Source organism: Nostoc sp. C96 (assembly GCF_059384975.1).
In genome coordinates, this window is record NZ_CM182020.1 from 6,398,668 (window position 1) to 6,423,209 (window position 24,542).

18 protein-coding genes and 1 tRNA gene are annotated in these 24,542 nt (G+C 39.7%); 13 read left to right on the forward strand and 6 right to left on the reverse strand.

What is annotated here, in order from left to right; all coding sequences use genetic code 11:
• Positions 1–50 precede the first annotated feature (50 nt).
• From AC504W_RS27300 to AC504W_RS27310, 3 genes are all read left to right on the forward strand, one after another.
• A complete protein-coding gene (locus tag AC504W_RS27300; protein ID WP_096581672.1) occupies positions 51–1,238 on the forward strand; it encodes a TRC40/GET3/ArsA family transport-energizing ATPase in 1,188 nt (395 codons plus the stop codon).
• A gap of 322 nt (positions 1,239–1,560) precedes the next feature.
• Entirely contained in the window at positions 1,561–4,869 is a 3,309-nt protein-coding gene (locus AC504W_RS27305) for a GAF domain-containing protein (RefSeq protein WP_494875390.1), read from the forward strand.
• Between the two features lie 153 nt (positions 4,870–5,022).
• Positions 5,023–5,628, forward strand: a complete 606-nt coding sequence (locus tag AC504W_RS27310) for a DNA-3-methyladenine glycosylase (protein ID WP_494875392.1) — start codon at positions 5,023–5,025, stop codon at positions 5,626–5,628.
• 145 nt (positions 5,629–5,773) lie between these two features.
• Here AC504W_RS27310 and AC504W_RS27315 read toward each other — a convergent pair whose 3' ends face one another.
• The gene (locus AC504W_RS27315; RefSeq protein ID WP_494875394.1) at positions 5,774–6,091 is read right to left on the reverse strand and encodes a thiamine pyrophosphate-dependent enzyme; all 318 of its coding nucleotides are present in this window, start codon (positions 6,089–6,091) and stop codon (positions 5,774–5,776) included.
• A 93-nt stretch (positions 6,092–6,184) separates the two neighbouring features.
• Positions 6,185–6,592 carry an IS200/IS605 family transposase gene (gene tnpA / locus AC504W_RS27320; RefSeq protein ID WP_015112402.1) on the reverse strand — a complete coding sequence of 136 codons (408 nt, stop codon included), beginning with the start codon at positions 6,590–6,592 and terminating at the stop codon, positions 6,185–6,187.
• An 84-nt stretch (positions 6,593–6,676) separates the two neighbouring features.
• Between tnpA and AC504W_RS27325 the strand changes: the two genes are divergently transcribed.
• Positions 6,677–8,014, forward strand: coding sequence for an RNA-guided endonuclease InsQ/TnpB family protein (locus AC504W_RS27325; RefSeq protein ID WP_494875395.1), 1,338 nt, complete (start codon positions 6,677–6,679; stop codon positions 8,012–8,014).
• On the opposite strand, the gene AC504W_RS27330 is transcribed toward AC504W_RS27325, so the two are convergent.
• A complete protein-coding gene (locus tag AC504W_RS27330) occupies positions 7,991–9,352 on the reverse strand; it encodes an alpha-keto acid decarboxylase family protein (protein ID WP_494875397.1) in 1,362 nt (453 codons plus the stop codon). The two genes, AC504W_RS27325 and AC504W_RS27330, sit on opposite strands and share 24 nt — an antisense overlap.
• Before the next feature lie 242 nt (positions 9,353–9,594).
• Here AC504W_RS27330 and AC504W_RS27335 point away from each other — a divergent pair, with 242 nt between their 5' ends.
• Complete coding sequence (locus tag AC504W_RS27335; RefSeq protein ID WP_494875399.1) at positions 9,595–10,212, forward strand: PadR family transcriptional regulator; 618 nt, start codon at positions 9,595–9,597, stop codon at positions 10,210–10,212.
• A 226-nt stretch (positions 10,213–10,438) separates the two neighbouring features.
• On the opposite strand, the gene AC504W_RS27340 is transcribed toward AC504W_RS27335, so the two are convergent.
• Positions 10,439–11,620 (reverse strand): RtcB family protein, encoded by a 1,182-nt coding sequence (locus AC504W_RS27340; protein ID WP_494875400.1) that lies wholly within the window; start codon positions 11,618–11,620, stop codon positions 10,439–10,441.
• A gap of 268 nt (positions 11,621–11,888) precedes the next feature.
• Here AC504W_RS27340 and AC504W_RS27345 point away from each other — a divergent pair, with 268 nt between their 5' ends.
• The 3 genes from AC504W_RS27345 to AC504W_RS27355 all read left to right on the forward strand — a co-directional run bounded on the left by AC504W_RS27345 (position 11,889) and on the right by AC504W_RS27355 (position 13,671).
• A complete protein-coding gene (locus AC504W_RS27345) occupies positions 11,889–12,803 on the forward strand; it encodes a class I SAM-dependent methyltransferase (RefSeq protein WP_494875401.1) in 915 nt (304 codons plus the stop codon).
• Positions 12,800–13,528: an HAD family hydrolase gene (locus AC504W_RS27350; RefSeq protein ID WP_494875403.1), complete on the forward strand. Its 729-nt coding sequence runs from the start codon at positions 12,800–12,802 to the stop codon at positions 13,526–13,528. Before AC504W_RS27345 ends, AC504W_RS27350 begins: the two co-directional genes overlap by 4 nt.
• Positions 13,529–13,598: 70 nt before the next feature.
• Positions 13,599–13,671 (forward strand) — tRNA-Ala (locus AC504W_RS27355).
• 24 nt (positions 13,672–13,695) lie between these two features.
• On the opposite strand, the gene AC504W_RS27360 is transcribed toward AC504W_RS27355, so the two are convergent.
• Both AC504W_RS27360 and AC504W_RS27365 read right to left on the reverse strand, forming a co-directional pair.
• Complete coding sequence (locus tag AC504W_RS27360; RefSeq protein WP_494875405.1) at positions 13,696–16,353, reverse strand: MASE1 domain-containing protein; 2,658 nt, start codon at positions 16,351–16,353, stop codon at positions 13,696–13,698.
• A gap of 360 nt (positions 16,354–16,713) precedes the next feature.
• Positions 16,714–17,295 carry a TetR/AcrR family transcriptional regulator gene (locus AC504W_RS27365; RefSeq protein WP_494875407.1) on the reverse strand — a complete coding sequence of 194 codons (582 nt, stop codon included), beginning with the start codon at positions 17,293–17,295 and terminating at the stop codon, positions 16,714–16,716.
• A gap of 407 nt (positions 17,296–17,702) precedes the next feature.
• Between AC504W_RS27365 and AC504W_RS27370 the strand changes: the two genes are divergently transcribed.
• The 5 genes from AC504W_RS27370 to AC504W_RS27390 all read left to right on the forward strand — a co-directional run bounded on the left by AC504W_RS27370 (position 17,703) and on the right by AC504W_RS27390 (position 24,017).
• Positions 17,703–19,286: a DHA2 family efflux MFS transporter permease subunit gene (locus AC504W_RS27370; RefSeq protein ID WP_494875408.1), complete on the forward strand. Its 1,584-nt coding sequence runs from the start codon at positions 17,703–17,705 to the stop codon at positions 19,284–19,286.
• Positions 19,287–19,529: 243 nt separating this feature from the next.
• Positions 19,530–20,618, forward strand: a complete 1,089-nt coding sequence (aroC, locus tag AC504W_RS27375) for a chorismate synthase (RefSeq protein ID WP_494875410.1) — start codon at positions 19,530–19,532, stop codon at positions 20,616–20,618.
• 128 nt (positions 20,619–20,746) lie between these two features.
• The gene (locus tag AC504W_RS27380) at positions 20,747–22,552 is read left to right on the forward strand and encodes a tetratricopeptide repeat protein (protein ID WP_494875411.1); all 1,806 of its coding nucleotides are present in this window, start codon (positions 20,747–20,749) and stop codon (positions 22,550–22,552) included.
• 101 nt (positions 22,553–22,653) lie between these two features.
• Complete coding sequence (locus AC504W_RS27385) at positions 22,654–22,914, forward strand: SemiSWEET transporter (protein ID WP_015112981.1); 261 nt, start codon at positions 22,654–22,656, stop codon at positions 22,912–22,914.
• 77 nt (positions 22,915–22,991) lie between these two features.
• Positions 22,992–24,017, forward strand: coding sequence for an IS701 family transposase (locus tag AC504W_RS27390; RefSeq protein ID WP_494878555.1), 1,026 nt, complete (start codon positions 22,992–22,994; stop codon positions 24,015–24,017).
• Positions 24,018–24,542: the final 525 nt, after the last annotated feature.

A 24,542-nucleotide genomic window follows, 5' to 3' on the forward strand; every position in this document is an offset into this window, starting at 1 on the left:
TTAAGCATTTTAGAGGACTCACAAGCTAAAAACCTTATAAATTCGAGATAATGCGCGTAATTTTGATGACAGGCAAAGGCGGTGTGGGAAAAACCTCTGTTGCTGCCGCTACGGGACTTCGTTGTGCAGAACTTGGCTACCGTACACTCGTTTTGAGTACAGATCCTGCACACTCCCTAGCTGATAGTTTTGATTTAGACCTGGGTCATGCACCCAAACAAATTCGCCCAAATTTGTGGGGTGCAGAATTGGATGCACTGCAAGAACTCGAAGGTAATTGGGGCGCGGTGAAGCGCTACATTACGCAAGTTTTACAGGCGCGAGGTTTAGAAGGAGTCCAGGCGGAAGAATTGGCGATTTTACCAGGGATGGATGAAATTTTCAGCTTGGTAAGAATGAAACGCCACTATGATGAAGGGGATTTTGATGTTTTAATCATTGACTCAGCCCCCACTGGTACAGCTTTGCGTTTGTTGAGTTTGCCAGAAGTCGGTGGCTGGTATATGCGCCGCTTTTACAAACCGTTTCAAAATATCTCGGTAGCACTGCGTCCTTTAGTTGAACCAATTTTTAAACCTATTGCGGGTTTTTCCTTACCCGACAAAGAGGTAATGGATGCACCTTACGAGTTTTATGAACAAATTGAAGCACTGGAAAAAGTATTAACAGATAATACTCAAACGTCTGTGCGTCTTGTCACTAATCCCGAAAAAATGGTGATTAAAGAATCACTACGCGCTCATGCTTATTTAAGTCTGTATAATGTAGCTACAGATTTAGTCATTGCTAATCGGATTATTCCTCCAGAAGTAGAAGATCCATTCTTTCAGCGTTGGAAACAAAATCAAGAAGAATATCGTCAAGAAATTCACGAAAATTTCCATCCTCTACCTGTCAAAGAAGTGCCGCTTTTCTCAGAAGAAATGTGTGGCTTGGCAGCCCTAGAAAGATTAAAGGATATTCTCTACAAAGATGAAGACCCCAGTCAAGTTTATTACAAAGAAACAACAGTTAGAGTGGTGCAAGAACAAAACGAATACAGTTTAGAACTGTATTTGCCAGGTATCCCAAAACACCAAATTCAACTCAGTAAAACAGGTGATGAGTTAAACATTACAATTGGCAATCATCGCCGCAACCTCGTACTGCCGCAAGCTTTGGCAGCGCTACAACCTGCTAGTGCCAAGATGGAAGAAGATTATTTAAGAATCCGCTTTGTCAATAATACTAGAGTTTAATTTTCTGGTAAAAAGACTCAAATACAACTGAAAAATTAACAGTGGAGACAGAATGTTTTTCTTGTCTCTATTTTTTTATAAAAAGATAAATATCTGTTTATTTGAACTTTTTAACAAACAAAAATTTATCAAAAATCTATAAATAGAAGAGAAATTTTTTATAAAAAAAATAATGTAAAAACCTGTAACAAAAACCTCAGAGTATTTACTGTATTTTGACCGTGGTTTTACTGTGGACAAATAGATTCTAGGAAACTCACAATGATTTTAGATTTATCGATGACTCGTTATTTAATTTCTGATTTTTTAAAATTTAAAAACAATGTCTCAAATAGCGGATCTAAATTTGCGGACAAGACCCGATCAAGAAAGTCTTCTACGCCGGATTACAAACCGTATTCGTCAAACATTAGAGTTAGAAGAAATTATTGCAACGACAACAGCAGAAGTACGCTACTTGCTGGGAACTGACAGAGTAATGATTTATCAGTTTCATGCTGATGGTACTGGTCAAGTTGTTGGTGAGTCAATTTATGAACAGCGTTTACCTTCACTGTTAGGGTTAAATTTTCCCGCCGATGATATTCCGCCCCACGCCCGTGAACTATTTATTAAGTCTAGGGTACGTTCTATTGTGAATGTGGAAATGCAACAGATTGGCCACAGTCCGGTGATTCCTTTAGAAACAGGCGAACTGAAACCAGAAGATATCCATTATCGCCCCGTAGATCCTTGCCATGCTGAATATTTAACGGCTATGGGAGTCAAATCTTGTGTTGTAGCGCCAATTTTTCACCAAGAGCAACTTTGGGGGCTGTTAGTATCTCATAATTCCCAAGCGCATTCTATTTCAGAATATGAATTAGCAGCGATGCAAATGGTCGTAGATCAATTATCCGTGGCGATCGCTCAAAGTAATCTGCTCACCCAAGCCCGCGCTAAAGCAGAACGGGAAAGTGTGATTAATCGCATTGCGACTCTCCTGCATTCACTCCCTACGATTGTTTTACAACCAGCATTAGAAGCAACTGTGGCTGCTTTTAAAGGTTCTGGTGGCAGACTGTGTATCAGAAATGAAGCTTTTACCCTCCAAAATGGTCACGTTAAGAGTATCAATGAATGTTTAATACCAGGTAGTGATTGCATTAAAGTTTACACCTGTGGACAACAGCCAGAAATACCTGAAAATACTATTTATCCTTTAATGGAGCAGTATAGTGTCTGGCAACAACATTATGAGTCCAAGGAATACGACATTTGGGCGATTAACGATATTTATCAAACCCCAAATTTGCGAACTTTACAACTGGCTTTTCAGCCAACCAAAATTCGCAGCCTGCTAATGATTCCCCTGTATTATCGTCAGCAGTTAGTCGGCTACTTGAGCATTTTTCGAGATGAAATAGACACAGAAACCTTGTGGGCGGGTCAAATTGACCGCGATCGCCGCCAACTTTTTCCCCGTCTGTCTTTTGATATCTGGAAAGAATCAAAAACAGCCCAAGCGCAACAATGGACAGCAACAGAAATTGAATTAGCAAGAGAAATCGCTAAACATTTTGCTTCAGCAATTCAACAATATGAACTTTATCAACAAGTACAAGGCTTTAATCATAATTTAGAACATCAAGTCAAAAGGCGCATACTAGAATTGCAACGCACATCAGAACAGCAACAAGCTGTGTTTGGTGTGATTACCAAAATTCGTGAGTCTTTAAATATCGACACGATTTTTCAAATCACTACCCAAGAAGTCTGTCAGTTAGTTAAAGCTGATCGCGTTTCAGTTTATCGCTTTACAGAAGACTGGGGTGGCGAATTTGTCGGAGATTTTGAAGCTGCTAGTCCACATTGGACAAATGAAGCCAAAATTAGGGTAAATACCATTTGGAACGACACTTACCTACAAAATACCGAGGGAGGGCGTTACCGCCATAACGAAACATTTGCCGTCGATGATATCTATAAAATGGGCTTTACCCAGTGCCATGTAGATAATTTAGAGTATTATCACATTCATGCTTTTGTCCTAGCTCCTATTTTTGTCGGGCAGAAACTGTGGGGCTTACTTTGCACCTACCAACATTCTGGCCCCCGCGAATGGAAACCTTCGGAAGTTAGCTTTCTTAGCCAAATTGCAGCTCAATTAGGTATAGCCCTGCAACAAGCCCAGTTACTTATGCAAACTCAGCAACAAGCTGCTGATTTGCGGAAAGCCGCAGAACAACGACAGATACTATTTGAAGTAGTTGCCAAACTGCGGGAATCTCTTGACTTAGAGACAATCTTTAGTGCAACGGCTCATGAAGTTCGCCGCACTTTAAATGCTGACCGAGTTGTTGTTTATCGCTTTGATCCGAATGCCGAACTAGATGAGGGTGAAGTAGTTGCCGAGGATATTTTACCTGGGTTTGTCTCGACAATCGCTTTAAAAATTCAAGACACTTGCTTTAAGCAAAAATATATTGCCTTGCATCGTCAGGGAAGAGTACATGTAATTACGGACGTTCACAACTCTGGACTCAACCCTTGTTACTTGAATATGCTGGAGAAACTTCAGGTAGAAGCCAATTTAGTAGTTCCTCTAGCTAAAGGTAATGAACTCTGGGGTTTGTTGTGTATTCATCAGTGCGACCAACCGCGTGAATGGCAAGCTTCGGAAATTCAATTTGCCACTCAAGTCGCGACTCAACTTTCTGTGGCGCTAGAGCAAGCTGATTTACTCTCCCAGACCAAACAGCAAACCCAACAATTAGCTGAGGCTCTGCATGAATTACAAACAACCCAAACTCAACTTATCCAAACCGAAAAAATGTCTTCACTGGGTCAGTTAGTAGCGGGTGTTGCCCATGAAATCAATAATCCAGTGAATTTTATCTATGGCAATTTATCCCATGTCCGGGAGTATGCTGATGATTTGCTGGGAATGCTACATCTGTATCAGAAACAATATCCCAACCCCAGTTTAGAAATTTGCGATCGCCTGGAAGATATTGATTTAGAATTTCTCTCGAAAGATTTGCCGAAAACTCTTTCTTCAATGAGTGTTGGTGTGGAACGCATCCGGCAAATTGTGATGTCCTTACGTAATTTCTCCCGCCTTGATGAAGCGGAAATGAAGGTAGTGAATATTCATGAAGGACTGGATAGTACACTGCTGATTTTACAGCACCGCCTGAAATCAAAACCAGATAGTATTGATATTCAAGTCATCAAGGAATATGGTGATTTGCCATTGGTAGAGTGTTATGCAGGACAACTCAACCAAGTATTTATGAATGTGTTGAGTAATGCGATCGACGCTTTTGAATATCACCAAGACTCAACCTCAGCAACTCATCAACATCAAGTTACCATTCGCACTACTGTAGGTGAGATGAGCAACAATATATCTAGTGTGGTAATTTACATCAAAGATAATGGTGTAGGCATCCCGGAAGCTGTGAAAAACCGCGTCTTTGATCCATTTTTCACAACTAAACCCGTGGGTAAAGGTACAGGTTTGGGGCTATCCATTAGTTATCAAATTATCGTAGAAAAGCATGGTGGTCTTTTTCAATGCGATTCCCAACCAGGTGAAGGTACAGAATTTCGCATTGAAGTACCTATTCAGCAAAGTATTCATACTTGAAGTGCTGATACCATTTCACTTTAAGTTTGATACAAATAGACCGCAGGGGGAAAGAATGAAAAACCCATAAATCTGTATCATTTTTTCGTGAAACGATATGAGTGCTGAGTAAAATTTACTCGTTGATGATCAGCACTTTTGGGGTAAAAGAGTATGACTGCTTGCATTGATGCCGCTTGGTTGAGTCGTCCCTCAACTTTACTGGCACCTGAGCTTATTGGCTGTACTCTAGTACGACAAATGCCAGATGGTAATATCTTGCGAGGACTAATTGTCGAGACAGAGGCTTATGCAGCTGATGATCCGGCAATGCACGCTTATCGTGGCCGGACTACTCGCAATCAGGTGATGTTTGGTGCTGCGGGTAAGGCCTATGTGTATTTAATTTATGGTGTTTACCACTGTTTGAATGTTGTCACTGACCAAGATGGAGTGGCTAGTGCAGTGCTTCTCCGCGCCTTGGAGTTAGAGCAAGTGCCTATGTGGGTTGACCATAAACACAAACTCAAACCACACCGCATTGCTGCTGGCCCAGGCAAACTTTGCCGCGCTTTGAAAATTGATCTGACATTGAATGCCACACTTTTAGAGTTTGGTCAACCACTCTGGTTAGAACACCGCCATCCTGAGTTTCAACAACAGCTAGAACAAGGAAATCTCACGTTAATTCAAACTACTCGGATTGGTTTAACCAAAGGAGTAGATTTGCCTTGGCGTTGGTATTTATTGAACAGTCAGGCTGTCTCTCAAAAAGGATGAGCGCTCGGTCTCAGTAATATTTTATGTTGCTGTATGATTCATTACTTCTATTTAAGCATGTCATTTGAGCGATCGCATCAATGTTTATATATCGTAAAATATCTTGCTTTAGATAGATGATTTATTTTGTTATTACTATGTTGCTTTATTGCTGCAACATCTTCAAGAGATTTTTTGGGTTGTCCATTCTATCCATAACAACTTCAATAAAAGCAAGTTGCTCGTGGTTTTGTTCGGCTGTTTGTAATGCTGTCTCTAACTGAGATTCAGTACTAACTTTAATTCCCCAGCTATTGCCAGCGAAAATTTCAGGAAGCTGATAATATTTCCAAGGTTGAATGTCGTTATAAGGCATTCGTTCACCGTGAATATCACGTTCTATGGTGTATCCATCATTGTTCATAAGGAAAATAATGGGTTTAAGACCATAGCGTAATATGGTCGAAAGTTCTTGTGCAGTCATTTGAACGTATCGCGGCAGTCCCTACCCTCAACTCTTAGTAGGGTAGGGATCGGAGCGGGTTATTGAAACGAAGTGGAAATAACCAATCCATATTTATTCGGTCGGTGCATCTTGCTCTTTAATATATTGCCTAAGTTGATCAATCGGTGCGCCGCCACTTGACGCTACATAATACGAGCTAGACCAAAACAAAGGTTTCCAGTAAAACTTTTCAATATGCTCCTTAAATTCTTTACGAATGACCCTACTACTAGCAGATTTTAAACTAGAGGTAAAGTCAGAAATATTGTTGTCTGGGTGATAGTCCACCAGTAAATGTACATGGTCTTCTTCACCTGAGAATTCAACCAAAATGCAATTAGTTTTAATGCAAATATTTGCAAAAATCTCGTGCATCCTCTCAAGGATTGGTGCGGTAATTACTTTTTTACGATACTTAGTAATAAAAACGAAATGTAAGTGAATAGAAAAAACAGCGTGTGACCCTTTACGAGAAAGCATTTGACAAGTAACCGTGTCCGTTGTATTCTGATTAATATACCAGATTTTTGGAGAAAACAAAAACAGCCTGTGGCAACAAGACGAATGACTTTTCGGTTATACCCAAACGAGAAAACTGAATTAATTTTGCGGTATCACCGAAAGCTCCACAAGGACTTGTACAATGCCGCAGTAAATAACAGATTTAACCAGTACAAAATCTATAATCACAAAGTTGATTATTTTGAGCAACAGAATTGTTTGCCAGCATTTAAAGATGTTTGGGTAGAGTACAAAGAACTTCCCAGCCATGCACTGCAAGCAACATTAAAACGTGTTGATTTTGCATTTGAGCGTTGGTTTAAAGGGCTAGGTAAGCGTCCGAGATTTAAGTCAATTAGACATTATTCAGGATGGACTTATCCAGACTGTGCAGGTTTTAAAGTAGAATCTGAAGGCGAAAACGGATATCTCAATCTGTCTAAAATTGGACGTATTCAGATGCGAGGGCAGGCTTTGGGTTGGGGTAAATCAACTACTTGCACTATCGTTTATCGCAATAGTAAATGGTACGCATCTATTACTGTTGATGTGCTAGACCAAGCATTAAAGCCTAAAGTTCTACCAGTTGGTGCAATTGGTATTGACTTAGGTTGTAAAGCAGCATTATCAATTACGGATGGAGAGAATCATCAACAAATCGATGCTCCTAAGTTTTTGAGAAATGCTGAACAGAAAATCAAAAAAGCTTCTAAGGAGAAGAGGCGTAAACGCGCACCAAATAGAAACAAAAAAATTAAAGCTTCTAGACGATATAAAACAGCCCAATCAAAGGTTACTAAGCTAGTTCGTAAAGTTGGTAATCAAAGACAAAACTGGGTACATCAAGTAGCAGCAGAAATTGTAAGCGGTAATAGCTTCGTTGCGACTGAAAAACTAGAAGTAAAAAACATGACTAGTAAAGCAAAGAAAGGCAAGCGTAAAAAGCAAAAAGCAGGACTGAATAAGTCAATACTAGATGTTGCTTTTGGAATGCTTCGCAATATCATCAAGTACAAAGTTGAGCAAATTGGTGGTGTATTTGTAGAAGTTCCAACGAAGAAAGTAAAGCCTAGTCAAACCTGTCCGAAGTGTGGTCATCAACATAAAAAAACTCTTGATATTCGAGTTCATAATTGTGTTGTTTGCGGATACGTGCAGGATAGGGATATTGCTGCTGCCGAAGTAATGCTTTATTGGTCTAAAGGTACTCTACCGGGGTTAGGAACTAGCCTCGTAGTCGCAGAGTCGCCTAGCTCTCCCACATCTACTGGTAAGCGTAAGCAATCTGGATCGATGAGGCAACTAGGGGCGAAGAAGCGACAAAAATCTACAGAAAAACTCGCTAAAAACGAACTGGGGGATGTAGAAACCCACAGTTCAGGCGAAGCCAATTGTGGGTAGTTCATAAGACCCATCGCCAACCAGTAGGATAGAACGACGCTGTGGAGATGCGATCGCACAACCAAGTAATGCGCCAACAGAGTAGCCAATGGAACCCCAAAGTACTTGTCCAACAAAGGTTGCTCCCTTTGGTAAAGGAACAATGGCGGCACCAAACAAACAAGTTCCAGTCTCGGCCACAATTATGTCATCTTCTTGCAGAAAATGAGCAAATCTCTGCCAAAAACGCCGTTGTGTAATTGGTGCAGACTCTTTAGCTGTAAAAGTATTTATAAAACCAGCATCTAAATTCTCAGTTGCTGATTTGAAGTTTAGCATTTGAGCATCCCGGTGGTGTAAGCGTTGACATAAAGCAGAAAGTACATCTGCCATAGCTACATTTTTGTATAAAGCATGTTTAACTTTGACATGCTGTCCATGCACTTCAATAGTGCGACTAGGATCAAGTTTGGCAGAAAACTTACCTGTGTTGAAATCAGTCATCAAAGCACCAATACTCAAAACACAATCTGCTTGTTCAATCCTTTGTATAACAGATTCTTCACTGGCAGCACCATTATATATACCAATAAATTGAGCGTGGGTTTCTTCCAGCAGTCCTTTTCCCATATTCATCGTGGCATAAGGGTAGCCAGTAACTTTGAGGAGTTCACGCAATTCTGCTTGCAAGTGATAACGAACTACACCAATATCAGCCAGAATTACAGGTTGATCAGCCTTTTCCAAGAGATTGACGCAGATATCGATGGTTTCCGTTAAAGTAGTGCGATCGCTCTCAAATACAGGAGGTATAAAGGCATCAGATGGTGTGTTCACTTCATGTTTAGCCACATCCATCGGGATGGAAATGTAAACAGGTAACTTCTTCAAAAGACAGATACCCAAAACTCTGTCAATTTCAGTTGTGGCATTTTCTGTAGTTAAATATGCTTGCGCGGCCGTTACCTGTTCATACATCCGGGCAAACAAAGAGAAATCACCAGTACCAAGGGTATGATGAACCAGTGAGCCAGATGCTTGAATTTTCGTAGCAGGAGAACCAGTAATTGCTACAACTGGGACGTTTTCAGCGTAAGCACCAGCTACACCATTAATAGCGCTGAGTTCACCTACACCAAAGGTAGTTACTAATGCTGCAACACCGTTAATTCGACCATAGCCATCAGCCGCATAGGATGCGTTGAGTTCGTTGCAAGTAGAAATTAACTCAATGCGATCGCACTTAACAATAGAGTCGAGAAACTCCATATTGTAGTCTCCCGCAACCCCAAATATATGCTTGATGCCAATCTGTGCTAGACGATGTACTAAATAGTCTCCAACAGTAAAGTTTGCCATGATGTCAGCCTGGATTTTACCTTTTTAGGGTATGAAATCTCTAGCCAGGACGTGTATCTCTAAAGTCTGAATAGGATTTGGGCATAAACCCCTACAAGTTCTTGGATGTGTATCAATATTTGGGTGAATTGGTATAAGCCCGGTCTGTGTCCCTATTGTATGAGTTCTAAAATTATATTCCGATATATCGGAATATATCGCGATATATCGTATACTAGAGAAAGTTAATTCAGAAGTAATTTATGTTTAGACATTTTCGTTCTCGCTTTATGGCCTTGGCATCAGCAGGAGTTAGCCCAGAAGAACCATTTTTGGCAAATTATCGCTTTCATCACAGCAGACACAATCATGGCAAGCACTCCGGCGAACAAATGTTTGGTCGCGGTTGGGGAGATGAATATCGAACTCGTCGGGGCGACATCAAGTTTTTGCTATTGGAAATGCTATCAGAGCGCCCCAGTCATGGCTACGACCTCATCAAAGCAATGGAATCTCGATATGGTGGATTTCATCGTCTGAGTCCAGGCTCGGTCTATCCCACACTCCAGATGCTAGAAGACGGAGGTTATTTAACCAGTGAGCAGCAAAGTGGCAAACGAGTTTATAGCATCACCGAGGAAGGCAGAAAATTACTCCAAGAACGTGTCCAACAACAAGATGAAGATTCGCCTTGGGATACCTTCAAAAGCTTTGTCAAAAGCAAGCCGCAGGAATTTATCGAGTTGCGGAAAGTAGCAACAGAGTTAGCTTCTGTTGTTATGCAGGTCGCTCGTAGTGGCGATGTCGAACGGATAAATCGGGTGCGTGAGTTACTAGAACAGGTAAAACGAGAAATTTATGGAATATTGTCAGAAAAATAACCAGGATTGTGAAGGCTGAATATTCGTGTATCAATTTGTAGACGAACGCAACTATGCTACAAGTGATTCATAGTTACGTTTCCATAATCTGCAATAGAGAAATTGTACGGCATTGCATAAATGCGGGATGAATTAAGCTTTTTAGTAAAGTGAACTATCGATTTTTTGCGCCTTTGCGCGAAACAAATTTCATCCCGTTAATCAGCAACGCCGTAAGGCGCTTCATTTAACCCTTGACGCAAACAACTTGCTTGAGTGTTGCGACAACTTCCACCAAATCAGATTGATTTTCCATTACTTGCTCAATTGGTTTATAAGCACCAGGAATTTCATCTAAAACATCATTATCTTTCCGACATTCTACACCTTTAGTTTGCTCAATTAAGTCGTCAAGGGTGTAAACATTTTTAGCCTTACTTCTGGATAATAATCTGCCTGCACCATGACTGCAAGAACAGAAACTATGGGCATTACCTTTACCTTTGACAATGAAAGATTTCGCTCCCATTGAGCCAGGAATAATCCCATAATCTTCTGTTTGGGCGCGGACTGCTCCTTTACGAGTTACGTAAACATCTTCACCAAAATGTACTTCTTTTTCGGCGTAATTATGATGGCAATTTACCTGCAATAAAGGTTTAGTTAATTTACCACCTGCTAGATGTTTTTCGATGATGTGTTTAAAACGTAGCATCATCACATCGCGGTTGAAACGAGCATAGTCTTGCGACCACTGCAAATCATGCCAATAAGCTTGAAATTCTGGAGTTTTAGCCACAAAGTAAGCTAAATCAGGATCAGGTAATTTATTACCTGCCATTTTGGTTAATTCTTTGGCAGTATTAATATGACATTGGGCTAATTTATTGCCGATATTGCGTGAACCAGAATGTAACATCAGCCAAACTTGATTCTCTGTATCAAGGCACACTTCAATAAAGTGATTTCCTCCACCGAGAGAACCCATTTGTTTCATTGCTTTAGTTTCCAAGTCTTGCACACCTGGATGCAAATCTGGAAAATCGCGCCAACGTTGCCAGTTAGTAACTGATTTTTCAATATCTTTGTTTTCGTTAAAACCTGTGGGAATTGCGGCTTCAATATCTAGGCGAATTTTTTTGAGTTTGCCTTCTAATTTTTCGCCTGAAAATGGCATTTTAATTGCACACATTCCGCAACCGATATCAACACCCACAGCCGCAGGAATGATAGCATCTTTGGTAGCTATGACAGAGCCAACTAAAGCACCTTTGCCTAAATGTACATCTGGCATTAATGCTACATGTTTAAATACAAATGGTAGGGATGCTACATTTTTAGCCATCTTGGTTTCATCGCTGGCTAAAGGATGATTTGCCCAAGATAAAACGGGTGCTGGTGTGTTAATTGTTAATTGTTCGTAGGGCATAATTTTTTGATTTATAAATATGTTTTGTAGGTATAATTTGTCTGACAGTATTTACTAGTAATTAATCTCTATTTTGATAAGTCAATACATAAGTCAAGTTTTGCATAGGATTTTGCTTATTTGCCTGCATGATTTTACCTGTATTATAAATGTAGTACATAAATTAGATGAGTGTCAATCCTCGCGGTGATGAGCAAAAGCAGATTTTGGCAAGATATATTAAAATTTGTCAATAAAATAGATCGTTCATCAGGCTAAAATCAATTTTATGAAAATGGCTCAAAATACTATCTGGAAAAGTTTTTTATCTCCAGTAGTACGTTTTTTGATTGATGAGGAGAAGTTAAAACGATACGCGCTGAGTATTGATTGGGAAGAAGAAAGCGAGCGCTTCCGTTCTGCGGATGTGACAATTCCTGCGTACTACAAGCACAATTTTCACGGAATCACGGGAGGATATCTCAATTCTAGTGCGGCGGTGAGTTATGACCCAATTACGGAATACGCCCTACCACCCAATGAAACTTGGGTACGTCAAGCATTGATTAATGCGGTAAAAGTCCAACCAAGACGCATACTTGATTTAGGTTGTGGTACGGGTTCCACAACTTTGATGTTAAAGCAAACTTTCCCCCAAGCCGAAGTTATTGGCTTAGACTTGTCGTCCTATATGCTAGTAAGAGCAGAAGATAAAGCGAGAATTGCAAATTTAAATATTATCTGGCGACATGGAAACGCCGCGCAAACAAGCTTCCCTGATGCTTCCTTTGATTTAGTCACAGCGTCTCTGCTATTTCACGAAACACCCAGTGCAGTTACTCAAGCAATTTTGCAAGAAAGCTTTCGCTTATTAGTAGCTGGTGGACAGGTTTTAATTTTAGATGGCAATCAAAAAACCCTGCGCCAGTTAGATTGGCTCAATGATATCTTTGAGGAACCTTATATTCGTGAGTACGCTGCTGATAGTGTAGACGCGCGTATGGGTGCTGCGGGGTTTAAAGAAGTACGCACCGAAGATGTTTGGGGGATACATCAAGTAAGTAGTGGGATAAAACCAACTTTGATTACAGGTTCAGCTATGCAAGCCACAGTCCGCCAGTATAGTGAGGGATCAATAGACAGCACAATAGATAATAATGATTTGGAGGGTTTAGGATCTCCAGCTTTTGGCATAACAGCATGAGTTTAAAAGCAATTCTGTTTGATTTTAATGGTGTCATCATTAACGATGAGCATATCCACCTACAACTAATAGATGAGATTCTCATTCAAGAAAATCTCCAACCCCAAAAACTGCAAGAACGTCAGACTTGTTTGGGAAGGAGCGATCGCGCTTGTTTTCAAGAACTGCTGGCAAATCGCGGTAGAGTATTAACAGAAGAGTCTCTCAATCAACTACTGAGCCGCAAAGCTGAAGCATACTTACTGGAACTGGAAAAATTAGAGAAACTGCCCATATATCCAGGTGTAGAAGATTTAATATATCAAGTGCGATCGCAAAATATCAATTTAGGCTTAGTCAGTGGCGCACTCAGCAAAGAAATAGAATTTGTACTCCATCGCACCAAACTGACAGAATACTTTAAAGTTATTGTCGCAGGTGACAATATCACCACTAGTAAACCCAACCCAGAGGGTTATCTCTTAGCAGTCGAACGCTTTAACCAAAAATATCCCGAATTAAATCTGCAACCGCAAGAATGTTTAGCAATTGAAGATACCTTCGCAGGTATCCAAGCAGCCAAACAATCACAGATGAAGGTTATAGGTGTAGCGAATACCTACCCCTTCCACATGCTTCAGCGCTGTTGTAACTGGACTGTAGACTATCTGACTGACTTAGAACTCGAACGAGTCCAAAATGTGTTTTCTGGCAAAGAACCGCAGCCAAGCGTAAGTGAGTGTTAAAATATCCTTTGGTAGTGGAGCGTTGATTAAATCGCTAGTAATTTGATTAACTCAGCAACAACCATTTTAAGGGGAATTAGCTCAGTTGGTAGAGCGCTGCGATCGCACCGCAGAGGTCAGGGATTCGAGTTCCCTATTCTCCATTTGGACATCACGTTAATTAAGAATCAATGTAAGTTAGCCAAAATTTGCCCGATCGCATTTAGCAATTGTGGTTGTTCAACAGGTTTAATTAAGTGGATTTGAAACCCAGCGGCTAAAGCCTGTTGTTGATTTATCTCACCTGCGTAGGCTGTCAGGGCGATCGCGGGTATTTGTCCGCCTTGTTCGGGTGGGAGGGCGCGAATCAGACGCAGTAGCATATAACCGTCAATTCCTGGCATACCGATATCACTTAAAAGTATATCTGCTTTACTGGTTGCGAGAAACTCTAATGCTTGGCTACCAGATGCGATCGCTGTTACTCTAGCACCCAATTGTTCTAATACCACAGTTAAAAACTTTCCCGTATCTAAATCATCATCTACTACCAAAATATGTAAACCTGCTAAATTTAAAGCCTCATCAACGGTTACAGTATTTTTGTTTTGCGGAATAAAATCCAGCATCAAGGGTAATTTAACTGTGAATTTTGCACCCATTCCTTCTCCCAGACTTTCGGCTTGTACAGTTCCACCATGCAGTTCTGTGAGATGGCGCACAATTGCTAGACCTAATCCTAAGCCACCAAATTGACGGGTAATTGTACCATCAGCTTGCCGAAAATAATCAAATACGAATGGTAAAAACTCTAGACTAATACCCTTACCATTGTCTTGAATTTGAATTTCAGCAAAGGTATCAACTCGTTTTAAAATAATTTCTACTTTACCAGCAGTGGGGGTAAATTTGATGGCGTTGGAAAGTAAATTACAAACTATCTGCTGTAGGCGTTCAGCATCACCTTTAACCCATGCTGTATCAAGATGCAATATTTTGTTTACTTGCAGATTCTTAGCTTCAACAGCTAAAGCAACAGTATCTAGAGACGCATGTAAAATCTCAGTTAAATTAACAGGCTGAAGATTTAAAATTATTTTTCTTTGTTGAATTCGAGAAACATCTAATAAGTCTTCAATCAGTTGAATTTGTAATTTAGCATTACGCTCAATGGTTTCTAGCCCATGCGTTAGTTTATCATCTTCATAATTGCGTCTTCTGAGTAGTGTTACCCAACCTAAAATAGGATTAAGTGGAGTCCGCAATTCATGAGAAAGAACGGCAATAAATTCGTCTTTTATTCTATTGGCTTTTTCAGCTTCAGTGCGGGCAGATTGCTCTCTTGATAACAGATTTTCTCTTTCTACCTCTGCTTGTTTGCGCTGAGTAATATCCCGAAAGAATATACCCAGTCCATCTTCAAAAGGGTAAGCATGAATTTCTAACCACATATTTTTCGGCATATATAATGCTTCAAAATGCACAGGTATTGATTCTGCGATCGCCCGACAGTATTCACGCTCAAATTCTTGACCTTGCATTCCTGGCCATTGCTCCCAATAATTTTGAGCAACTATAGTTTCTGGTTTTACGCCTTGAATATTTGCAGCTTGTTGATTAATGTATGTTATTTGCCAATCTTGATTAACTGCTATAAAAGCATCTGTCATACTTTCTAAAATATTGCTGAGGCGAGTACGTAAATCTTTTTCGGCTTTTAATAATTTATCTTTTTCTCGATTGGAGTCTTCTAAACGAACATTCGTTTCCACTAGGGAATCATTGAGTTGAATGAGTTTTTCTGATAATTCAGCGCGAGCTTGATATTCTCCTATTCTGAATTTTTCTATCGCTAGTTCTACTTGAACTTTTGCTCTTTCTGTAATGGCAACTCCGACTAATAAAGTCACCATAGATTGTACTAGGAGACTTAATTTGTGAACATGTAAAACTTCTGGCTGTACTGGAAAACGCGGTAATAATATAGCATTAGGATATATTAATAAATAAGAGAACAGCGTTATTAGTATTGAAAATGTAGACATGAGCATCCCCGTAGATACTCCAAAGCGAGTAGCAGCCCACATTACGGGAATAAAGCTCAAAAAAGATAACTGTTGAAACCGAAAATCTGTGTTGCTATTGGCTGAAACTTCCGAAACAGTTACAGATGCGATGCTAATGCACAGAAATAAGATAGTGCTGACTTCCAGTAAGAGAGGACGACAAGCTGGAAATCTGAAACTCGGTGAGGCATAATCTGATACTTGAGAACGAGATAACCAACCCCACGATTGCAGATAAGGAGTTAATACTAGCAAAATTGTCGGTGTAATCCCCATAATCCCGATCGCATTTCCTAACCACCAATGAGTAATACTGGTAGTTAGGTTAGTAACGGGCATTTTGCCTATGGCTACCCAAGTTAAACTACCGACTACAGCTAAACTAGTGCTGGCTATTAAAGGTACACTCAAGGTAAAAATAGCCGCATCTTTGAGGCTATTAAATATGAGAGAACCTTTCCAAAGACGACAGTAAAGTAACCAAGCAACTAAAGGTTCGACAACATCGGTGAAACCAATAAATTGCTCCCAACCATGCAATCCCCAAAAAGGAGACATGAGGAAAGATGCAAGACCTGTGAGGATGATACCATCTATGCCAAACCAGAAACTGAGGGCGATCGCTACCCCAGATGGCGGAAACCATAAAGACACTCCTGGCTGAATCCGGTAGATCAGCGCCATTCCATGAGCAGCAACCAAAGCTAATAGCCCTAGTGATAAAATCAAAAGCCGTCGATGTTTGGGAGCGACCCTAGCAAATTGCGACAAACGTTGCATAATTGCAAAGAAATGTAGATTGATCAGCCTACCAATATTTAGTGCTACTAGTTATACATCTACAGCTTGACTTATAGCACTAGATGCTCCTTAATTTTGGATGATATGGAATGGTAGACACTTCTGGTTTACCAAATATTGTTTTAATTGGGTGAGTTCACACTACTATTGCGGCTTAATTTTTTTATAAATTTAAGATAGTTCAGTTTACAACCAAGTAAGTTGTTAGGAAAAAACTTAACTATGTTAAGAAAGATTAACTAAGCTAAAAGCCTCTTCACTCCTGCCTTCTGCCTCCTGCCCCCTGCCTTATTCTGACGATAAATATTCACGACGACCTACTTAACGATTTCAGCATAGTTAATTAGTGCCAACACCTTCAATTATCAGTTCTAGAGTCTGGCGCATATAGGTAGCTAATGGTTCTGGTGTCGGTTTAAAGACGAGTGCGTAATAGATTGATCCACTCACAAGGTCAATAATTAAGTCGATGTTAGCATCAGCTTGTATTTCTCCTCTGGACTTAGCACGTTCCATGACTTGTGCAAAGGCATCTCGTCGCGGTTTGGTGTATTTTTTCCAATAGACTTGGGCAAACTGCGGATTGCTAGATGCTGTACTGATAATTAAGGCGAGTGTCTGGCGGCCTAGGGGACTCTGAATTCTTGTTGCTGCATTATCGATCACAATATCCATATCTCCCCAAAAACTGCCAGTATCCGGTATTAATACATCTTCTCTGAGATTTTCGATCGCATCTGCCACTAATTCTTCTTTAGAAGAATAACGCCGATAAATTGTCGTTTTGCCAACACCCGCACGGGAGGCAATCGCTTCTATACTCATACTTTGATATCCAATTTCTGCGAGTAAATCTAGGGTCGCTCGCAGAATTGCTTGGTCTACTTGGCTACTACGTGGTCTACCTAAAGGGTTGTTCATAGAGAGTTATACCGTTTCACTTTAAGTTTGATACAAATAGACCGCAGGGAGCAGGGGGCAGGGAGCAGGGGGAAAGAATGAAAAACCCATAAATTTGTATCAGTATCATTTTTTGTGAAATGGTATTAAAAATAGGGGTATGAAGCATGTTTGTCTATAGGGTGACATCAAACTTTCCAATCACATCAGCTATACCCCCTAGTATTTAGCCTGTCGTTAGGAAAGTTATACCAGCTATTTTCTCTATCTTTAGATAGTCTTTTTCTAGTTTGTGTAGATCCACCCTTGACCTTTCTTAATATGATACGCTACCGTAGCGTAATATATTGATAAGCACAATCATGCCCTAAGCTTTTAGGGCATTTTCTAGAAATTTGCCAGTTTTAAGATGATGACTATGTAGAAAAATGGCTGTTACTCAAAGTTCTAGTGTTAACCAAGCTGGTTATGTACAGGGGCCGTTAAAGTGGGCGATCGCTTTCTCTGCTGCTCTGGGTGCGATTCTTGAAGTAATTGATACAAGTATTGTGAACGTTGCTCTGACACCGATGCAAGCTAGTTTAGGAGCAACTGTGAGTGAAATAGGTTGGGTAGTGACAGGATATGCGATCGCTAACGTCGTGTTAATTCCTTTATCTGCTTGGTTAGGAGATTATTTCGGTAAAAAAACATACTTCATATTTTCGCTGATTGGCTTTACTATTGCCTCAGTTGTCTGTGGGTTGTCAATTAACCTACCAATGCTGATAATTTCGCGCATCGCCCAGGGATTATTTGGTGGGGGATTGTTAGCCAAAGCCCAAGCCATTTTATTTGAAACCTTTCCCCCAGCCGAGCAAGGTTTAGCGCAAGCAGTATTTGGTGTGGGAGTGATTTCTGGCCCAGCAATTGGCCCTACATTGGGAGGTTATCTGACCGACGCTTTAGGCTGGCGCTGGATTTTCTTTATTAACATCCCCTTTGGGATTTTAGCAGTATTCATGTCTTGGACGTTTCTGCCGAAGGATAACAGTAACAAGACCAAGAACCAAGGTGTTGACTGGTTAGGGATTGGGCTTTTAGTAATTGCGATCGGCTGTATGCAAACTGTCTTAGAAGAAGGCGAGAAAGAAGACTGGTTTTCTTCTGGGTTTATTACCAGTTTGGCTGTCGCTAGTGTTTTAGGGTTGGGACTATTCATTTGGTGGGAACTAAAAACTGCCCATCCCGCCGTTGCATTGAGAGTTTTGCGTCACCGTTCTTTAGCTGCGGGAAGTTTTTTATCTGCAATTGTGGGGATGGGATTGTATGGTGCGCTGTTTGCCGTGCCGATTTTTGCCCAAAGTATCCTGCACTTTACAGCCACACAGACAGGATTATTACTAGCGCCTGGTGCTTTAGCCTCAGCGGTTGTGATGATTATGCTGGGTAAATTATCTACCAAAATTGATGCCAGATTATTAATTGCGATCGGTGGTGTAGGAACCGCCTTTGTGATGTTTGATTTGTCAAAACTGACTGTGCAAACTGGTACAGATGATTTATTTTGGCCTTTGGTCTGGCGGGGAGCCTTTACAGTATTGATGTTTTTACCCTTGAGTTTGGCAACTTTAGGGCCTTTACCCAAGCAAGATGTTTCTGCTGGTTCCGGCTTTTACAACCTCACCCGACAACTAGGGGGTAGTGTGGGTATTGCCATCCTCACCACTTTGTTAGATAAACGCGAAGCCTTTCATCGCGCGATTTTATCAACTAACCTCACACCTTATGATTTTGAAACCAATCAGCGCCTCGATTTGCTGACTGGCGCAATGCAAAGCCAAGGAATGGATGCAACAACCGCCCAACAACAAGCGTTAGCTTTACTTCAGCAAACTATCAATACTCAAGCGGCTGTTTTATCATTTGCAGATATCTTTCGAGTTGTAGGAGTAGCGTTTCTTTGCTCATTACCGTTGCTGTTATTTTTAGGTAAAGGCGGTGCAAGCGCGAAAGCCCCAGTCGGACATTAGGATCACACCTCATACCATTTCACTAAATAAATGATACGAATAATTTCTCCTCCGCCCCTCTGCTCCTCTGCCCCCCTGCGGTCTATTTGTATCAAACTTAAAGTGAAACGGGATCACCTCTGATGATTGGCACCATTATCTTTCCAGTTTGGTAAAACAATCACCAGTTCCGAGTTCGCCAAACTTAACATTTGTGAGAACTCTAGGTAGAATACATAAGCCTTTTCCTTTTTCCTCACAATCATGGGCAATACTTTTGGGCATCTATTTCGCATCACTACTTTTGGTGAATCCCACGGCGGCGGGGTGGGAGTTGTCATTGATGGTTGTCCGCCGCAACTGGAAATCACCGCAGAAGAAATTCAGTTTGAGTTAGATAGAAGGCGACCAGGGCAAAGTAAAATTACCACGCCGCGCAAGGAAGCAGACACCTGTGAGATTTTGTCTGGGGTGTTTGAGGGAAAAACTCTGGGGACACCGATTTCGATTTTGGTGCGAAATAAAGATACCCGTCCGCAAGATTATGACGAAATGGCGGTGAAATATCGCCCTTCCCATGCGGATGCAACCTATGACGCTAAATACGGAATTCGGAATTGGCAAGGGGGCGGTCGGTCTTCGGCACGAGAGACAATTGGTAGAGTAGCCGCAGGTGCGATCGCTAAAAAAATTCTCCGACAAGTTGCTAATGTAGAAGTGATTAGTTATGTCAAACGCATCAAAGATTTAGAAGGCATAGTTGACCCTAATACCGTCACTTTAGAACAAGTAGAAAGCAACATTGTCCGCTGTCCTGATGATGAATGCGCCAATCGGATGATTGAATTAATCGAGCAAACTGGTAGACAAGGTGATTCTATCGGTGGTGTGGTGGAATGTGTGGCGCGAAATGTGCCGAAAGGTTTGGGTGAACCAGTATTTGATAAATTAGAAGCTGATATTGCCAAAGCTGTGATGTCACTTCCTGCTAGTAAAGGTTTTGAAATTGGTTCCGGTTTCGCTGGGACACTGTTAACAGGAATTGAACATAACGACGAATTTTATATTGATGAAAATGGGGAAGTTCGCACTGTAACTAACCGTTCTGGTGGTATTCAAGGCGGTATTTCCAATGGCGAAAATATCATTTTACGAGTGGCTTTTAAACCAACAGCCACTATTAGAAAAGAACAAAAAACCGTCACGCGTGAGGGTGAAGAAACACTATTAGCTGCAAAAGGTAGACATGATCCCTGTGTGTTACCTCGTGCAGTCCCAATGGTAGAAGCTATGGTGGCGCTGGTTTTGTGCGACCATTTATTACGACATCACGGACAGTGTAAGGTGTTGTAATTAATACGCTTTTGATTTGCCAAAATATTTATTCTTCCTAGGGCAGTATTTTACTCGCCCTTTTTTTACGGCGTTGTTATAGTAGCGAATAACACATCTATCTAAGTGCGATCGCATCTACTATCAACATGGATACAGAATCGGAAATTCGGCTTAAACACTTCACTGCACTCAAGTCTAAATATCAAGTAACTAATTATCAAGATACTTCACCATCTAGTTTGTTATATCTCATACTACGAAAAGCTAATTTAGGTATTGAGTTAACTGAACTAGAATTTGATTGGTTAAAAAAGCAAGCACTTTTTCAAACTGTTGAAACCATTTACCAACAGCAACAATCTAATTTAGACGAACTTAAAAAATTAGAAAATGAATTTTCCTATCTTAAATCTCAGTATCAAGTACCTAAAAATTCGAGAGCTTTTCAAAATATTTGTACTACTCTTTACCCAATTCTTTGGAAGCTTAACTCAGAAAAAGCACTTACTGATTCCGAGCTTGAATGGCTAAAAAATAATCAGCTTGGTGCAATAATTTCTCTTGTTAATAAGATGAAATTAGAAAACCATTTTTTGACATTGAAGGAAAAATACCAAGCTACTAAATATCAAGGTTTATCACCTTATAGTCCACTGTATAAAATTCTCAATAAACTGGAGAATAAGCAAACAATCAGCCATCTTGAGTTGGAATGGTTGCAAAAAAGAGAACTATTTGAAACTGTCAAAATTTTTGAGCAACAAGAGGCAGAAAAGCAAACAAAATTTGTCCAGTTAAAGATAAATTATCGCGCAGATAAATATATAGATGTATCACTATCTAGTCCACTGTACTCTATTCTACAAAAGCTAGACAGTGATGAAATATTAAATGATTCAGAATTAAAGTGGTTAGAAAAAAAAGGGCTAACTGAAACAATTACCATTGCTCAAGAGTTGGAAAAAACACGAGAATTTACAAATTTAAAAATTAAGTATAAAGCACATCAATATGAAGACTCATCACCCAAAAGTCATTTGTATAAAATTCTTAAAAGTCTGGAGGGAGACAATAAGTTAGCTGAACAAGATATTAACTTTCTCAAAAAACGCAAGCTGACTGAGACTATACAAATTGCCAATGAACAATATATCTCTCTTCTAAAATCTAAAATATATTTAGAAGAGTTACCTAATGATTTAGAAATTGAATGGCTGAAAAATAACGGACGTGAAGATATCATTTTTTTAGCTCAACAGAAGCACTACGCTATTCTCAAAAGAAAATATGGATTGATAGAACCTAATCTACCAATGCAGCCCTTTTACGAAATCATGCTAAAACTAGAGAAAAAAGAACGTCTCGATATTGTATTAGTCACTCAGTTAATAGAACAAAATATGTTGTCTCGTGAGGGCAAGATTGCAACTGCACACTCTAGATTAGAAGCGGAGTTTTACGAGCAAGAAATTATGCGGACTGGTAATAAGTGGAATATACCAACTGCTAGTAGTTATTGGCGTAAAGCCAATGAACCAGAACAGGCATTAAGAGTAACTGACTTAGACTTGAATAAAGTCAAAGAAAATAAGCTAAAGTCAGCAATTTTAGTTACTAGAGGCGGAGCATTCAGAGATATGAACAACTTAGATAAGGCTGAAAAATGTGCCAAAAAAGCTATAGAATTTCATCCTGAGAGTTATCAACCTTATACCTTGCTGGGCGCAATTTATTATGATCGTGGTGAATATACTAAAGGTGATTATTACTTTGATGAAGCAATAAAACGTGGGGCTAAACCTGGAGATATAGATGATGAGATAAAACGAATATTCCGCAGCATAAAAGATGAGGTAAAACGTCATGAAGCAGCAACATATTTACTCAAGAAAGACCCAAAAAGGTATGCTTGGGCTAAAAGTTATTTGAAAACACCCAAAAATCATGAGTAAATAGGGATTTTGCAATATTAATCTATGTTAATATGTGTCAGTCGCACTGTAAACTCTCAGTGTAATATGACACTATAATTCACGGCTATTAGTCACATCTAATGGACTTTTTGACAATTTTAGGATTAGTTGCTGGGGCATTAACTACCATAGCATTTTTGCCCCAAATGTTTAAAACCTGGAAAAGCAAATCTGCAAAAGATGTTTCTTTTGTGATGCTGATTACATTTATGAGTGGATTATTATTGTGGTTAGTTTATGGCATTGCTTTACAAGCTTTGCCAATTATTCTTGCCAATGCCATATCATTTATTTTTAACCTGATAATTTTATGTTTAAAAATTAGATATAAATCAAATTAAATAGGACTTACGCATTGACACAGTAGTAATATAATGCTGGCTTGAGATTGGTGTCGTCTACTCACAGGTATCGGAAAATTAGAGAAATCAGCAAACCCTCAACAGCACAATGTAATCTGGAACATTACACTCTATTTCTGCTATCAGAGCCAAAGCATGGGGGATGCAGCCGATTAGCAGAGATATTGGAAGATGTTTCAGATGATAGTGTAAATCGCTTTTTACTCAGAGAGAGATACACTCCCTATGATTTGTACAATAGGGTAAAGAGCATAATTAATTTGGTAGGAGGGATTTTAAGTGTTGACGATACGGTCATAGAGAAGCTTTACAGTGACCCAAAACATGCAGAATTAATAGGTTATTTTTGGTCAGGTAAATATCATAAAAGCATCAAGGGATTGAATTTAATCACACTATATTACAGTGATATTTATGAGAATTCAGTTCCAATTAATTACAGAATATATGACAAAAGGGAAGGTAAAACCAAGAACGACTATTTCCGCGAAATGGTAATTGAGGTAATAGCATGGGGTTTAAAACCAAGAGTCGTAACTGGGGATAGTTGGTACTCAGGAGTGGAGAACTTGAAATTTCTAAGAAACCAGAAATTGGGTTTTCTATTCGGGGTTGAGAAAAATAGAACTGTCTCGAATCAAGTAGGTAAATACAGCCAGATAAGCACTCTAGAGATTCCAGATGAAGGTTTAATCACTCATCTAAAAGAATTTGGATTTATTAAGTTGTTTAGGAAAGTCTTTAAAAAAGAAGACTCTAGACACTATATTTTATATTTACCTGATGAGCATAGGCTCCAACAAATATCGAGGAGTGAATTTATCACAATTCATGATACCCATTGGAAAATTGAAACATTTCATCGGGCAATCAAACAGGTCTGTGGAATCTGTCGATTTATGGTTAGAGATAGCCAAGCAATCAAGACTCACATATTTTGCTCACTTCAAGCATTTGTCAGATTGGAGCTAATGCGCTCTGAAAAAACAATTACCAATTGGTATGAAGTCCAAAGGAATTTATTTACAGAAGTCTTGCGCGAGTATATTTTGAACAACATCACTAGTGCAGGCATTTATTAAAGCCCGTAATTGATGCTTTTTGTCAATGCGTAAGTCCTATTAAATTATGTAATTTTATAATTGCCGATTGAGTTTAAATTAATCTAATACAATTCCATTAGATAGGTTATCAAAAAGTTAAAAGACCTAACTAGCTAATAATCTTTGTTAATATCCTAAAATTATATTAGGACTTATGCAAAAATAACGTAACTCCGTCATTACGTAGGCGTTAGCCTTCTCGTAGGGTACGATAGCGAAGTAATCTCCCCTGACGCTGAGATTGCTTCCCTACACTTCGTTCCGGTCGCAATGACATTATTGACGTTGCGTAAGTCCTATATATGTTAAAAGTTAGAAGTACAATACCTTGTAAATTTGTTAATTCAGTTTCAACTTAACCCCTGATAGTGATTGATGTGTTGCCATTATTTTCACAAGTGTAATTACACACAAAAAATCACCCCGCTTACTTAATAAGCAGAGTGATGAAGCTGGATAGTTTTTACATTTTAAATACGGCGAATATAGCTATTGCATTTTTCT

Coding starts and splice junctions, on each gene's coding strand:
- AC504W_RS27300 (WP_096581672.1), top strand. CDS start 51: ATGCGCGTAATTTTGATGACAGGCAAAGGCGGTGTGGGAAAAACCTCT.
- AC504W_RS27305 (WP_494875390.1), top strand. CDS start 1,561: ATGTCTCAAATAGCGGATCTAAATTTGCGGACAAGACCCGATCAAGAA.
- AC504W_RS27310 (WP_494875392.1), top strand. CDS start 5,023: ATGACTGCTTGCATTGATGCCGCTTGGTTGAGTCGTCCCTCAACTTTA.
- AC504W_RS27315 (WP_494875394.1), bottom strand. CDS start 6,091: ATGACTGCACAAGAACTTTCGACCATATTACGCTATGGTCTTAAACCC.
- tnpA (WP_015112402.1), bottom strand. CDS start 6,592: ATGCTTTCTCGTAAAGGGTCACACGCTGTTTTTTCTATTCACTTACAT.
- AC504W_RS27325 (WP_494875395.1), top strand. CDS start 6,677: ATGACTTTTCGGTTATACCCAAACGAGAAAACTGAATTAATTTTGCGG.
- AC504W_RS27330 (WP_494875397.1), bottom strand. CDS start 9,352: ATGGCAAACTTTACTGTTGGAGACTATTTAGTACATCGTCTAGCACAG.
- AC504W_RS27335 (WP_494875399.1), top strand. CDS start 9,595: ATGTTTAGACATTTTCGTTCTCGCTTTATGGCCTTGGCATCAGCAGGA.
- AC504W_RS27340 (WP_494875400.1), bottom strand. CDS start 11,620: ATGCCCTACGAACAATTAACAATTAACACACCAGCACCCGTTTTATCT.
- AC504W_RS27345 (WP_494875401.1), top strand. CDS start 11,889: ATGAAAATGGCTCAAAATACTATCTGGAAAAGTTTTTTATCTCCAGTA.
- AC504W_RS27350 (WP_494875403.1), top strand. CDS start 12,800: ATGAGTTTAAAAGCAATTCTGTTTGATTTTAATGGTGTCATCATTAAC.
- AC504W_RS27360 (WP_494875405.1), bottom strand. CDS start 16,353: ATGCAACGTTTGTCGCAATTTGCTAGGGTCGCTCCCAAACATCGACGG.
- AC504W_RS27365 (WP_494875407.1), bottom strand. CDS start 17,295: ATGAACAACCCTTTAGGTAGACCACGTAGTAGCCAAGTAGACCAAGCA.
- AC504W_RS27370 (WP_494875408.1), top strand. CDS start 17,703: ATGGCTGTTACTCAAAGTTCTAGTGTTAACCAAGCTGGTTATGTACAG.
- aroC (WP_494875410.1), top strand. CDS start 19,530: ATGGGCAATACTTTTGGGCATCTATTTCGCATCACTACTTTTGGTGAA.
- AC504W_RS27380 (WP_494875411.1), top strand. CDS start 20,747: ATGGATACAGAATCGGAAATTCGGCTTAAACACTTCACTGCACTCAAG.
- AC504W_RS27385 (WP_015112981.1), top strand. CDS start 22,654: ATGGACTTTTTGACAATTTTAGGATTAGTTGCTGGGGCATTAACTACC.